The organism is Salarchaeum sp. JOR-1 (assembly GCF_007833275.1).
GTDB lineage: Archaea > Halobacteriota > Halobacteria > Halobacteriales > Halobacteriaceae > Salarchaeum.
This window is the reverse complement of sequence record NZ_CP042241.1, coordinates 2240945-2254266: the sequence shown is the minus strand read 5'-3', so window position 1 is coordinate 2254266 and position 13322 is coordinate 2240945. Positions and strand designations below refer to the sequence as shown.

Genomic DNA, 13322 nt, shown 5'->3' with positions numbered 1-13322 from the left:
ATGGACGAGCGGATTCTCGGAACGACGAAAGTGACGGATCGCTGGCGGATGAGCCTCATCAAAGCCGTCAGAGAAGAGTTCGACGCACAGGGCGAGAACGTCGAGGTCGGCGACCAGGTCGTGTTCAAGAAGGTCGGGGAGAAGATCGTCATCGAACCAGCGTAACGAACCCGCGTAGTTTTCACCCCCGCGCGAGACGACACGGGTATGTCACTGCGGACTCCACCGCTCCGCGACGTCCACGACGCCGCCGGCGCGACGTTCACCGACTTCGGCGGCTGGGAGATGCCCGTCGAGTTCGACTCCATCCGCGAGGAACACACGGCCGTCCGCGAGGACGCCGGCGTCTTCGACGTCTCTCACATGGGCCAAATCGAAGTCTCCGGCCCGGACGCCGAACAGTTGATGCAGCGCCTCACCACGAACGACGTGAGCGCGCTCGACCCCGGCGACGCCCACTACTCCAGCATCGTCACCGCCGAGGGATCCCTCCTCGACGACACCGTCGTCTACGACCGCCCCGACCGCGACGGCTTCCTCTTCGTGCCGAACGCCGGCCACGACGAACAGATGGCCGACCGCTGGACGGCCCACCGGGACGACTGGGGGCTGGACGCGACCGTCGAGAACCGCACCACGGCGTACGGGATGGTCGCCGTGCAGGGGCCGAACGCGCCCGACCTCGTCGCGGACGCGAGCGCCGGGGCCGTGCTCGACCTCTCGATGTTCGAGACCACGCGCACCGAGGTCGCCGGGGTCTCCTGCCTCGTCTCCCGGTCGGGGTACACGGGCGAGGACGGCTTCGAACTCGTCTACGACAACGAGCACGCCGAAACCGTCTGGAACGCGTTCGACTGCCAGCCCTGCGGTCTCGGCGCGCGCGACACCCTCCGCATGGAGGCGGGCCTCCTGCTCTCCGGGCAGGACTTCAATGCCGAGTCGAACCCCCGGACGCCCTACGAGGCCGGCATCGGCTGGACGGTCAAGCTCGACACGGAGTTCGTCGGACGGGACGCGCTCGAACGCGCGAAGGAGGAAGGCGTCGAGGAGAAGTTCCGCGGCGTCGTCCTGCGCGAGCGCGGCGTCCCCCGACACGGCTACGACGTGACCGACGGCGACGGCCGCGTCATCGGCGAACTCACGAGCGGCACGATGAGTCCGACGCTCGACGAACCCATCGGACTGGGCTACGTCTCCACCGACTTCGAGCCCGGCGACCGGGTCGGCGTCGTGATTCGCGGCGACGAGAAGAAGGCAGAACTTAGGACACCCCGCTTCCTCGACTGAACCATGAGCTTCGACGTACCCAGCGACCTGTACTACCTCGAATCGCACGAATGGTACGACCCCGACACCGGACGGGTGGGAATCAGCGACTTCGCGCAGGACGAACTCGGCGACGTGGTGTTCGTCGAACTCCCCGACGAGGGCGACGACCTCGAACAGGACGACCAGTTCGGCATCGTGGAGTCCATCAAGGCCGTCAGCGACCTCTACAGCCCCGTCTCCGGCGAGGTTTCGGACACGAACACGGACCTCGAAGACGCGCCCGAACTCGTGAACGACGAACCCTTTGGCGACGGCTGGATGCTCGAAGTCGACGGCGTCGACGAGAGCGACCTCGACGACCTCCTCACCGCCGAGGAGTACCGCGACCAAATCGAGTGATTCTGCGGCGTCCGTGCCCACTCTGCGCCTGACTGGCGACGGAGTAATGCACGGGCGTGTATTAATTCCGGAGTGGTTCGCGTTCCGGAACCGGGAGTATGATATCCGCTCGCTCGCATGAGACACGTATGCGAACGCACTGTGGTGAGACGCGATGAGCGGCGCGGGAGGGAGCCCGTACGCGCCCCACACGCCCGACGAGACGGCGGAGATGCTCGCGGCCGTCGACGCTGACTCCGTCGAGGACCTCTTCGACATCCCCGAGTCGGTTCGGTTCACGGACGAGTACGGTCTCGACGCCCGGACGGAACAGGAGACGCGACGCGAAATCGGGGCGTTGCTCGCGCGCAACGACGACCTGACGGAGTTCCTCGGGCGCGGGCACTACGACCACTACGTCCCCTCGCTGGTGGACACCATCAGCCAGCGCTCCGAGTTCATCACCTCGTACACGCAGTACCAGCCCGAAATCACGCAGGGCTTCCTGCAGGTGCTGTTCGAGTACCAGAGCCTCCTCGTCGAACTCACGGGCCTCGAAATCGCGAACTGCTCGATGTACGACGCCGCGACCGCGCTCGCTGAAGCCGCGTTGCTCGCGAAGCGCGTCCGGCAGGCGGACGGCACGCGCGTCCTCCTCCCCGAGAACACCCGCGAGGAGCGCGTGAGCGTCGTCGAGAACTACGTCGCCGGCAACGACCTCACCGTCGAGACCTACCCCACGGAGGACGGCATGGTCGACCTCGACGCGCTCCGCGAGACCGTGGACGACGACACCCTGTTCGTGTACGCCGAGAACCCCAGCACCGAGGGCGTCATCGAAGTGTCGCTGAACGAGATCGGCGCGGTCGCGGACGACCACGACGCTCTGTTCTGCCTCGGCTCTGACCCGGTCGCGCTCAGCCTCCTCCAGCGCCCTGCGGACGTGGGTGCGGACGTGGTCGTCGGGGACGCCGCCGTCCTCGGGATGCCCACGAGCTACGGCATGGGGCTCGGCCTGTTCGCCTGCCGGGAGGACTTCCTCCGGCAGGTCCCCGGCCGCCTCGTGGGCGCGAGCGAGGACGCGGCGGGCAAGCGCGCGTACACGCTGACGCTCCAGACGCGCGAGCAACACATCCGCCGCGAGCGCGCGACCTCCAACATCTGCACGAACCAGGCGTGGGTCGCGCTCCGCACCGCGATTCACGCCGCCCAACTCGGCCCCGGGGGGCTCGTCGACCTCGCAGAACAGATGGTCGAACTCCCCCGCGAGCTGGCCGGCGAACTCGACGACGTGCGGGGCGTCCGCGCGCCCGTCAACGACGGCCACCACTTCCGCGAGTTCGTCGCGCACACCGACCAGCCCGCGCCCGCCGTCGCCGCCGACCTCGAAGCCGAGGGGTTCGCCGTGCACGCCGTCGGCGACCACGAACTCCAGGTGTGCGTGACCGACGCGAACGAGCCCGCGATTCCCGACCTCGTCGCGGCGTTCGAGGAGGTGGCCTGAGATGGAGCGCTACGACCAGGCGCGCTTCAGTCAGGAAGACGACGGCGAGTACGAACCCCTGCTCTCCGAGAAGAGCACCGAGGAAGTCCAGGTCGAGTCCTCGCTCCCGGACGACCTCACGCGGGACTCGCTCGAACTCCCCGCCCTCTCCGAACCCGAACTCGCCCGGCACTACGTCAGACTGAGCCAGCAGAACTACGGCGTGGACACCGGCCCCTATCCGCTCGGGTCGTGCACCATGAAGTACAACCCGAAGTTCACCGAAGACCTCGCGGCCCGCCCCGAGGCGGCCGTCCACCCCGACCGCTCCGAGGAGAGCGTGCAGGGAACGCTCGGCCTCCTCCACGGCCTCCAGGAACAGCTGAAGAAGATCGGCGGGATGGACGCGGTGACGCTCCAGCCGCCCGCGGGCGCGGCCGGCGAGTTCGCCGGCATCCTGCTCGCGAAGGCGTACCACGAGTCCCAGGGTGAGGGCGCACAACGCGACGAAATCGTCATCCCCGACTCGGCGCACGGCACGAACTTCGCGTCCGCCGCGCTCGGCGGGTACGACGTGGTCGAACTCCCGTCCGCTGACGACGGCCGTGTCGACCTTGACGCCCTCGACGCCGCGGTCGGCGAGAACACCGCCGCGTTGATGCTCACGAACCCGAACACGCTCGGGCTGTTCGAGCGCGACATCGAGGAAATCGCGGACATCGTCCACGACGCCGGCGGGTTGCTCTACTACGACGGCGCGAACCTGAACGCGCTCCTCGGCCGCGCCCGTCCCGGCGACATGGGCTTCGACATCATGCACTTCAACGTCCACAAGACGTTCGCCACCCCGCACGGCGGCGGCGGCCCCGGCGCGGGCCCCGTCGGCGTCACCGAAGACCTCGCGTCGTTCCTCCCGAACCCCCAGGTCAGGGAGACCGACTCCGGCTTCGAGTTCTTCGAACCCGCGTCCAGCATCGGGAAAGTCCACGGGTTCTACGGGAACTGGCTCGTGCTCGTGAAGGCGTACGCGTACATCGCCCGGCTCGGCGACGACGGGCTCAGCGACGCCTCGGCGAAGGCCGTGCTGAACGCGAACTACCTCGCCGAACAGGTCGACTACGACGTTCCGTTCGGGCCGTTCCACCACGAGTTCGTCGCGTCCGCGGGCGACCAGGACGCCGCGGACGTAGCTAAACGCATGCTCGACTACGCCGTCCACCCGCCGACGACGAAGTGGCCGGAGATCGTCAGCGAGGCGCTGATGACTGAACCGACCGAGGTGGAGGGAAAGCGCACGCTCGACCAGCTCGCCGCCGCGTTCAACGCCGTCGCCGACGAGGACACCGAAACTATCGAGAGCGCGCCGGAACGGACGACCGCGCGCCGGATCGACCAGACGGAAGCCGCGCGCGACCCCCGCCTCTCCTGGCACGCCCTCGATAACTAAGGATTAATAATCTCGTCCGCCTCAGTTAGCATATGGCCGTCGTCAGCGTCTCCCTGCCGGACGAACTCCTGGAACGAATCGACGACTTCGCGGACTCACACGGCTACACCGGCCGCAGCGAAGTGTTCCGGGAAGCCACGCGCAACCTCCTCGGCGAATTCGAGGACAAGCGCCTCGAAGACCGCGAACTCCTCGGCGTCGTCACCGTCCTCTTCGACTACCAGAGCACGACCGTCGAGGAACGCATGATTCGATTGCGCCACGAGTACGAGGGACTCGTCTCCTCGAACGTCCACAACCACGTCGGCGACCACTACTGCATGGAACTGTTCATCCTCGACGGTGCGCTCGAAGAGATATCGGAGTTCGTCGGACGCGTCCGCGCGACCCAGGACACGCTCACCGTCGACTACTCCGTCATCCCCGTCGACGGCTTCGCCGGCCTCTGAGGCGCGTACAGTTTCTTCCGCGCGTCGAGCGGATACACGCGTTCGTCCACCAGGCCCGCGTCCGCGAGCAATCCGATAGCGTGCCTCGTGGTGCGCTTCGAAAGGCGGCTGCGCTCTCTGATATCGGCCTGCGTTAACGGCGAGTCGGTCTCCAGAACCTTGTACACGAGCTTCGCGCTCGGCGGGAGGGACTCAATACGTGATTCGACAAAAACGACCACTGGACTGCTGTGCCATACCCGACCGCTCGGACGCCAGGGGTCTATGGGTTTCCCTCGCGACAGAGATGGCCGGTATCACTGACTGCGCGACGTGGAACGCCGACGTGCGTGGGCTGGTCGTAGCCGAACGATAGCTCTCCCGTGGAGACGACGGTGACCGCCGCCCTCCGTCGGATCGACCGTCTGCCCCACCTCCCGGTATTCTATATCGCAGAAAGCGGTTTATTAGGTGGTGCGCGAGCCAGCGGCTTACCGATGAAAACAGAGAGAAGCGCCGTCCTAGACTGCTGTGGAGTCGATTCCGTTGATGCGGACGAACCCGAAGCCGCATTCGGGGCAGTGCCACTTCGTTTTCAGGCCGAGGTGGAGGTGCGTGGCGGCTGCGCGATAGAACTCGCGCTCCTCGTCGCACTCCGGACACTCGTGGTCGAGTTCACGGGCCATACTCGGCGTCTCGAACCGTGTCGTGTTGAATCGTTCGATCCGACCATTCAATACTCGGGGACGCGAGCACCCACCTGATGGCCGATACTCCGGACTCGCTGGGCGCGTTCCGGCAGTTCGCGGCGCTCGAACGCGGCGTCCTCGTCGTCTCCGTGGCGATGTTCGCGTTCAGCCTCGCCTTCCAGATGACCGGCCGCTATATTCCCGAGTACCTCACCGCGCTCGGCGCGAGCGCCGGTGTCGTCGGACTTTACGGGAGCGTCGGCAACCTCGTGAGCGCCGTCTATCCCTACCCGGGCGGCCGACTCTCCGACCGCGTCGGTTCGCGGCGCGCGCTCACGCTGTTCGGCGCGCTCTCCACGTTCGGGTTCCTCGTCTGGTGGGCCGCGCCCCTCCTCGCGACTCCGACGATTCCCGCGTGGCTCTGGATATTTCTCGGCCTGTTCCTCACGCAGGCGTGGAAGTCCCTCGGGCTGGGCGCGACGTTCGCCATCGTGAAGCAGAGCGTCACGCAGGACCGGCTCGCCACCGGGTTCGCGAGCACGGAAACCTTCCGTCGAGTCGGCTTCCTCCTCGGTCCGTTGCTCGCCGCCGCCGTCCTCGCCCTCACCGCGGGTTTCACGGCGGGATTCCGGTGGATTCTCCTCGTCGGAGCCGCGTTCGCCCTCGTCGCCACATTCGGGCAACACCTGCTGTACGACGCCAGCAGGGACTCCCTCGGGAAGTCGTTCTCGGGTGTCTCCGCCGTCCTCGACGACCTCCGTGGGCTTCCGAGCGAACTCCGCCGGCTTCTCGTCGCAGACACACTCGTCCGCTTCGGGAACGGCATGGTGTACGTGTTCTTCGTGCTCGTCGTTACCGATCTCCGCAGTGTCTCCCTCACGGTGTTCGGCGTCACTCTCGCCCCGGCGGCGTTCTTCGGCGTCCTGCTCGCCGTCGAGATGGCCGTCGCGCTCCTCAGCATGCTCCCCGTCGCCCGCCTCGCCGACCGCGTCGGCCTCACGCCTGTCGTCGCGCTCGGTTTCGCGGTGTACGCCGTCTTCCCCGTTCTCGTCGTGTTCGCGCCCGCCGACCAGTGGGTGTTCGTCGCGCTGTTCGCGTTCTCCGGGCTTCGGTTCGCCGGTCTACCCGCGCATAAGGCGCTGATCGTCGGGCCTGCCGCCCGCGACGAGAGCGGGAGCGTCACGGGCGCGTACTACCTCGTGCGGAACGTCGCCGTGGTTCCGAGCGCGCTCCTCGGCGGGGTGCTCTACGACCGCAGTCCCGTCCTCGCGTTTACCGTTGCGTCCGTCGTCGGAGCGGTCGGCGTCCTCTACTTCCTCGCCCGCGGTGAACGCCCCCTCCGATAAATCTCATTCGACTATACAAAACAGTGGGTAGGCCGGGACAGTAACACCTTTACTTCTTTAGGCCCGCCTAAAAATATGGCTTCGGACTCGGGCGAACGAGACGACACGACGCGCAGGAGATACCTCGCAGCCACCGGCGCGCTCGCCGGCAGCGCCCTGCTCGCCGGCTGTCAGAGCGAGAGCGATGCGACGACTGACGGAACGACCAGCACGACAACGGACGCCACCACCCGGGCGACGACCGACTCGGGGGCGTACTCGGTGTCGATGGCTCCCGTCGGCGAGGTCGCGTTCGAGGAACCGCCCTCGAACGTGATGGTGTACAGCCTCCTGTACGCGGACATGGCGGTCGCGTACGGCCACGGTGACGCCGTCAACTCCCTCGGGTTCAGCACGAACGCCGCCGGCTCTCTCCACGCCTACTACGACCGCCTCGACGGCGTCTCCTTCGACCAGTCTGGCCTCACCCAGCTCAATCAGGGCGGCTCCGGCATCACCGTGGACAAGGAGGTGTTCTACGACCTCAACAGCGACCTCCACCTCATCGACCCCGCGCTCGTCGTCTCCTTCGACGGCTGGGAGGCCTCCGACGTACAGCAGATAGCCGACGACGTCGCGCCCTGGTTCGGGAACGTCTACAGCCGCCGGAACACCGAACCGCCGGAAGCCTACGCCGACAGCTACGAGTACTACACGCTCTGGGAGATAGCGGAGACGGTCTCGCAGGTGTTCCAGGCGCAGGCGCGCTACGACGCGCTCGCCGCGATTCACGACGACGTGGTCGCCACGATTCAGTCGACCCTCCCGCCGGAGTCCGAGCGACCGACCGTCGCGTCCGTCATCTTCATCGACGGCACCTTCTACCCCTCCACGTTCAACGCCGACGGGTTCGCGCACGCCCACACCCGACCGATGCGGGCGCCGGGCGCGTTCGCCGAGAGCGACGTCTCCTATCGGTCCGCGTACGATTACGAGACGATGCTCGAAGTCGACCCCGACGTCATCATCAACCGCTACAGCTACTCGTACTACGACATCACGAGCGTTCGACAGACACTGGCGGAGAGCGCGGTCGGGAGCCGTCTCACGGCGGTGGAGAACGACCGCGTGTACGCGGGCGGCAACCCCCTCCAGGGGCCCGTGATGAATCTCTTCCAGCTCGAGATGACGGCGAAACAGCTCTACCCGGAACAGTTCGGCGAGTGGCCGGGCTACGACGGCGGCCCGTACCCCGAGATACCCGAAGACGAGCAGTTGTTCGACCGCGACGAGGTCGCGGCCATCGTGAACGGCGATCTGTCGTAGCCGACGCCGCCGGTCTCACTCTCGCTGTCCCTGATTCAGTACTGATTCGGCTCTCGTCCAGTAGCGCGTGCAAGTCCGCTGATGCATCGCCGCGAAAATGGAACCGGGAGCGTCGTTCGCTGTCGGCGTCAGGGCGCGAGCCGGTTCGGGTCGCGCGGGAACAGGATCGCTTCCTTGATGTTGTCCAACTCACAGACCTGCTGCACCAGTCGGTCGATGCCGAGGCCGTACCCGCCGTGTGGCGGCGTGCCGTAGCTCAGGGCGTCGAGGTAGAACGCGAAGTTCGACTCGTCGACGCCCTCCGCCTGCATCACCTCGCGCATCGCGTCGACGTCGTGCTGGCGCTGGCCGCCCGAGGAGAGCTCTTGGCCCTTGTAGATGAGGTCGAACTTCCGGGAGGCGATGTCGTCGCCCTCGACGTCCTGCATGTAGTAGAACTTCTCGTCGGGGTAGCCAACGACGAAGAACGCGGGGTGGCCCTGGTCTTCGAAGTGCTCGCCGAGCAGTTTCTCGCCCTTCGTGTCGAGGTCGGTCGGGTCGTCCGGGAAGTGCCCGAACTCGTCTTCGAGGATGTCGAGCGCCTCGTCGAACGTGATGCGGGGGAAGTCGTCCTCGGGAACCGTGAGATCCACGTCGAGTTCGTCGAGTTCGTGTTCGGCGTGCTCCGCGACCTGTTCGAGGGCGTACCGGAGGCTTTCCTCCTGCACGTCCATCACGTCGTCGTGGTCTTCGATGTACGCGAGTTCGACGTCGAACATCGCGATTTCGGAGACGTGGCGGCTGGTCGCGAAGTCCTCCGCGCGGAACGCCGTTCCGGTCTCGTAAATCTTGTCGAAGCCCGACGCCATCAGTATCTGCTTGTAGAGCTGGGGGCTCTGGGAGAGGAAGGCTTCCTCCTCGTAGTAGACGACGGGGAACAGTTCCGCGCCGCCCTCCGCGCCGCCCTTCGAGATGAGGGGGGTGGCCACGTCGACGAAGCCCTCTCGCTCGAACCAGTCCTCCATCGCGTCCATCAGCACGGACTTCAGCGTGAAGATGGCCTTCACTTCGGGCTGGCGGAGGTCGATGCCGCGGTTGTCCAATCGGGTGGAGAGGTCGGCCTCGACGTCCTTCGAGATTTCGAGCGGGAGCGGCGCGTCCGCCTCGTCGATGAGTTCGAGCGATTCGGGGACGAGTTCGACGCCGCCCGGGGCCTGCCCGGACTCGGTGACTTCGCCCTCGATTCGGACGACGTCCTCCGCGCCGAGGTCTTCCGCTTCCTCGAACAGGTCGGGTTCGCGGTCTTCTTTGAACACGGCCTGCAGGAGGCCTTCGCGGTCGCGGACGATGACGAAGACGAGGCCGCCGAGGTCGCGGAGTTCGTGGACGTGCCCCGCGACGGCGACGGTCTCGCCGTCCATCTCCGGCGTCACGTCGCCGGTGTAAGTGCGGTCTATCATCTACAGTCGCGTAGTCTACTCGTCCACTTGACTACTGCTATCTCCGCCGGAAACTTCTATGTGGCCGGCCGTCCGAGAGGGAGGTATGAGTGACCTCGTGCTGTACTCGCTCGACGGCTGTCCGTACTGCGAGAGGGTACACGACGCCCTCGACGAGCACGACATCGACTACGACACGAAGTGGGTGGAGGGCCTGCACTCGAAGCGCAACGAGGTCAGGCGCGTGAGCGGCCAGCGCGCCGTCCCCGTCGTCGTGGACGACGACCGGGGCGTGACGATGGCCGAGAGCGCGAACATTCTGGAGTACGTCGAGCGGACGCTCGTACCGCAGGCGGAGGCGGGGCGATGACGGTTTCCTCGTCGTGCGGTCGCGGAGCGACCGCGCGCCTGCTCGCGTCGCAGCCAACGCGTGGGAACATTCTGGAGTACGTCGAGCGGACGCTCGCGCCGCGGGCGGAGGCCTAGGATGAAGATTTACACGAAGCGGGGAGACGAGGGGAAGACGGATCTCCGGGACATGTCGCGGGTGTCGAAGACGAGCCACCGCATCGAGGCGTACGGCACCGTGGACGAGGTGAACTCGCTGGTCGGGACGGTGCGGCCGACGGGCTACGAGGACGTGGACGAGTGGTTGGAGACGGTGCAGAACCACCTGCACGTGGTGCAGGCCGACCTCGCGAACCCCGAACCCGAGGAGGGCGACCCGGTCGTCGAGGAGGAGCACACGGCGCAGGTCGAGGAGTACATCGACACGGCAGCGGAAGAACTGGAACCCCTCCAGCGGTTCATTCTTCCTGGAGGGAGCGAGCCGGGGGCGAAGCTTCACCACGCGCGGTCGGTGTGTCGGCGGGCGGAGCGCCGCGTGGTCGCGCTCGCGGGCGAGGAGGAGATCAACGAGGCGGCGGTCGCGTACCTGAACCGGCTGTCGGACGCGCTGTTCGAGTTCGCGCGCCTCGTGAACGCCCGCGAGGGCGTGCGCGAGGAGTCGCCTACGTACTGAGGCCGACCGTTTCCCGGTTTTTCACGTCCGCGTATCCCTCAGGGGTGAGCTTGAGCGACGGCACGCCGACGAACGTGAGCGTCTGGAGCGCGAGGAACGGCCTGTCGGCGGTGACGCCGAGGCCGCGGAGCGCTTCCTCGACCGCGCCGATGTGTTGCTCGGTTTCCGTCACGTCCCGCGTGGTGCAGAAGCCGTAGAGCGGTGCGGGGAGTTCCGTGACTACCTCGCCGTCTTCGACGACGACCCAGCCGCCGCCGAGTTCGGCGAGGCGGTCGGCCGCGGTTCGCATGTCGGCGTCGTTCGCGCCGACGGCGAGCACGCCCGCGGTCTCCCACGTGATGGTGGTCGCGACCGCGCCCGCGTCCATCCCGACGCCGGTGAGGAAGCCGACGAACCCGCCCCTGTTTACGGGACTGCGGTCGTACAGCGCGGCCTTCAATACGTCGGCGTCCGGGTCAGCGTGCAGTTCGCCGTCCCGAACCCTCGGGGAGACGGTGGTTTCGGAAGTGAGGAGGCCGCCGTCGTGTTCGATGGCTCGCACCGCCTCTGGGTCGTCGGGGGCCGGAACCGAGAGGAAGCCGTCGGGCAGCCGTGGCGTGGTGTCGTACGCGCGCTCGGGGTAGTCGTGGGGCTGCGGCCCGACCTGGAGGTCGTGAGTGTCCACGACGACCTCGCCGCCGGCGACGACGGTGGAGACGTCCACGTCGTCGAGGGAGTCGAGGACGAGGATGTCGGCGTCCGCGCCGGGCGCGAGCGTTCCCTTCCCGTCGAGTCCGAAGTGGGTCGCGGGTGTGAGAGTCGCCATCCGCAGGGCGTCCACGGGTTCGACGCCCTCCTCGATGGCGCGCTCGACGGCGGCGTCCATCGCGCCGTCGACGAGGTCGCGCGGCCACGTGCCGTCCGTGGACAGCGAGAAGTCCGCGTCCCCGACTTCGGCGTAGGCCTCGCCGAGTGCGTGCGCGTCGTCGCGGATTGTGCCGACGCGCGCGATGCTGTGGATGCCGTTCTCGACGCGGGCGACGTGATCGCGGCCGCTGATGGACTCGTGGTCGTCGTCCACCCAGGTGGCGAGTTCCGCGAGCGCGTCGCCGCGACAGCCGGCGGCGTGGGAGCCGACGGTCTTCTGGCGGTCGTGCGCGGCGTCGTAGAGGTCGTGGACGGGGCTCGGCTCGCCGACGGCGTGCACCCAGGCGGCTTCGCCGACGCCGACGACGCGGTCGCGGTCGAGCGCGGCGGCGAGGTCGTCCGGACTGCAGAGCGGACTGGTGAACGTGTCGAGACACGGGCCAGGCGGGACGGTCGCGTAGACGGAGACGGGGAGGTCGCGGGTGGCGTCGAGCATCGCGTCGACGGCGTCCGCGCCCGCAAGTTCGCTCCACGACGCGAGTTCCGTGACGAGCGTGGTGGTGCCGCCGCGGAGCGCGTACTGGTAGGAGTGGTCGAACGCCTGGTGGAGGTCGAGGTGGGTGTGCGCGTCCACGAATCCGGGGACGACGGCTTTCTCGCTCGCCTCGACGACGGTGGTGTCGGGGCCGGTGACGCGGTCGGGGTCGTCGGTGAGCGCGGCGACGGTGCCGTTCACGACGGCGACGGATACGGCGTCGAACTGCCGGGTTTCGGGGAGGTAGACGCGGCCGCCGCGGACGACGAGGTCGGCGTGCTGGTCGCCGCGTGCGACGCGCTGGACGGCGCTCGCGGAGACCTCCGTGTCGGACATAGGAAATGGGATGTCCCGGCGGCGTGAAAGCGGTTGTGATAGCCGCCGGAGTGGGACAGACAACGCCGGGAGTGATGCCAACCGACGCTAGTTTTAGGCACGCCTAACAACGACTAAAGCGTTCTGATTTAGGCCAGGCTAAAACCGCTCCGGGAGGGCTCTCCGCGAGACCACTCTCCACAACTATGAACGAACGCTTCACACACACACCGACGCCCGCAACCCACTCCGGAAATCCCGCTCCGAATAAGCAGTCTTAAGTTTTCCACCCGACTACCTGTGAACGAGGGTCGGTGGTCTAGTTCGGTTATGACGGCTCCTTCACACGGAGCAGGCCGGCGGTTCGAATCCGCCCCGACCCATACGACTGCTAACCGTTCTCGAAGGAGCGAACACACCCCCCATTAGCGCTCTCGCCCCCGATATCCCGCCCGGCAGAATTCGCGCCGATCTGCATTCACCTACTTGGTAAACGATACTGTGTCGAGCCACGGGCACGTCTACCAATCTCGTTGAAGGAGCCCTTCGTTTCTGGGAAACCAGCCAGCATTCCAGTTCATTTAACAAGTGGCGCGCGCTACTCACTGGTGAGGGCTGGTGGTCTAGTCCGGTTATGACGGCTCCTTCACACGGAGCAGGCCCCAAGTTCAACTCTTGGCCAGCCCATTTCTGACGTGCGTAGCCACTATCCATCGGCTGTGCGCTGCGTGGTCTCGGACAGGTACTGCTCGGCCGGGCTGCTATGGTACTGAAAGACCTGGTTCTGAAACGACACGCTGTTTCTGGGTCAGCGTTTATATGAAACTGTACCCGCTCGGCTC

Annotated in this window: 14 protein-coding genes and 2 tRNA genes; 12 read left to right on the top strand and 4 right to left on the bottom strand. The window is 66.8% G+C overall.

The genetic code is table 11. From position 1 onward, the window contains the following. The 6 genes from FQU85_RS13445 (at position 1) to FQU85_RS12770 (ending at position 5026) form a co-directional block, all read left to right on the top strand. The gene (locus FQU85_RS13445; RefSeq protein ID WP_168219993.1) at positions 1-165 is read left to right on the top strand and encodes a hypothetical protein; all 165 of its coding nucleotides are present in this window, start codon (positions 1-3) and stop codon (positions 163-165) included. A 42-nt stretch (positions 166-207) separates the two neighbouring features. Next, a complete protein-coding gene (gene gcvT, locus FQU85_RS12790) occupies positions 208-1287 on the top strand; it encodes a glycine cleavage system aminomethyltransferase GcvT (RefSeq protein WP_145848533.1) in 1080 nt (359 codons plus the stop codon). A gap of 3 nt (positions 1288-1290) precedes the next feature. Then, positions 1291-1668, top strand: a complete 378-nt coding sequence (gcvH, locus tag FQU85_RS12785; protein WP_145848530.1) for a glycine cleavage system protein GcvH — start codon at positions 1291-1293, stop codon at positions 1666-1668. Positions 1669-1822: 154 nt separating this feature from the next. Then, complete coding sequence (gcvPA, locus tag FQU85_RS12780) at positions 1823-3151, top strand: aminomethyl-transferring glycine dehydrogenase subunit GcvPA (protein ID WP_145848529.1); 1329 nt, start codon at positions 1823-1825, stop codon at positions 3149-3151. 1 nt (position 3152) lies between these two features. Continuing rightward, positions 3153-4577, top strand: a complete 1425-nt coding sequence (gcvPB, locus tag FQU85_RS12775) for an aminomethyl-transferring glycine dehydrogenase subunit GcvPB (protein ID WP_145848526.1) — start codon at positions 3153-3155, stop codon at positions 4575-4577. Between the two features lie 32 nt (positions 4578-4609). Then, positions 4610-5026, top strand: coding sequence for a CopG family ribbon-helix-helix protein (locus tag FQU85_RS12770; protein ID WP_145848524.1), 417 nt, complete (start codon positions 4610-4612; stop codon positions 5024-5026). Here the strand turns inward: FQU85_RS12770 and FQU85_RS12765 are convergent. After that, a complete protein-coding gene (locus tag FQU85_RS12765; protein WP_145848522.1) occupies positions 4987-5247 on the bottom strand; it encodes a helix-turn-helix domain-containing protein in 261 nt (86 codons plus the stop codon). The two genes, FQU85_RS12770 and FQU85_RS12765, sit on opposite strands and share 40 nt — an antisense overlap. Before the next feature lie 279 nt (positions 5248-5526). After that, entirely contained in the window at positions 5527-5691 is a 165-nt protein-coding gene (locus tag FQU85_RS13440; protein WP_168219992.1) for a hypothetical protein, read from the bottom strand. Positions 5692-5768: 77 nt separating this feature from the next. Here FQU85_RS13440 and FQU85_RS12760 point away from each other — a divergent pair, with 77 nt between their 5' ends. Both FQU85_RS12760 and FQU85_RS12755 read left to right on the top strand, forming a co-directional pair. Then, entirely contained in the window at positions 5769-7040 is a 1272-nt protein-coding gene (locus tag FQU85_RS12760) for an MFS transporter (RefSeq protein ID WP_145848520.1), read from the top strand. Between the two features lie 75 nt (positions 7041-7115). Continuing rightward, complete coding sequence (locus FQU85_RS12755) at positions 7116-8345, top strand: ABC transporter substrate-binding protein (RefSeq protein WP_145848518.1); 1230 nt, start codon at positions 7116-7118, stop codon at positions 8343-8345. Positions 8346-8473: 128 nt separating this feature from the next. Here the strand turns inward: FQU85_RS12755 and aspS are convergent, their stop codons facing one another. Then, entirely contained in the window at positions 8474-9784 is a 1311-nt protein-coding gene (aspS, locus tag FQU85_RS12750) for an aspartate--tRNA(Asn) ligase (protein ID WP_145848516.1), read from the bottom strand. An 85-nt stretch (positions 9785-9869) separates the two neighbouring features. Here aspS and FQU85_RS12745 point away from each other — a divergent pair, with 85 nt between their 5' ends. Together FQU85_RS12745 and FQU85_RS12740 are read left to right on the top strand one after the other, a co-directional pair. Further along, a complete protein-coding gene (locus FQU85_RS12745) occupies positions 9870-10133 on the top strand; it encodes a glutathione S-transferase N-terminal domain-containing protein (RefSeq protein WP_145848514.1) in 264 nt (87 codons plus the stop codon). Positions 10134-10250: 117 nt separating this feature from the next. Next, positions 10251-10784 carry a cob(I)yrinic acid a,c-diamide adenosyltransferase gene (locus tag FQU85_RS12740; RefSeq protein ID WP_145848512.1) on the top strand — a complete coding sequence of 178 codons (534 nt, stop codon included), beginning with the start codon at positions 10251-10253 and terminating at the stop codon, positions 10782-10784. Here FQU85_RS12740 and FQU85_RS12735 read toward each other — a convergent pair. Next, on the bottom strand, positions 10774-12501 hold the full coding sequence (locus FQU85_RS12735) for an adenine deaminase C-terminal domain-containing protein (protein WP_145848510.1): 1728 nt from the start codon (positions 12499-12501) through the stop codon (positions 10774-10776). The genes FQU85_RS12740 and FQU85_RS12735 overlap by 11 nt on opposite strands. Positions 12502-12788: 287 nt before the next feature. Between FQU85_RS12735 and FQU85_RS12730 the strand changes: the two genes are divergently transcribed. Both FQU85_RS12730 and FQU85_RS12725 read left to right on the top strand, forming a co-directional pair. After that, a tRNA-Val gene (locus FQU85_RS12730) sits at positions 12789-12863 on the top strand. A gap of 229 nt (positions 12864-13092) precedes the next feature. Further along, positions 13093-13167, top strand: a tRNA-Val gene (locus FQU85_RS12725). Positions 13168-13322 lie beyond the last annotated feature (155 nt).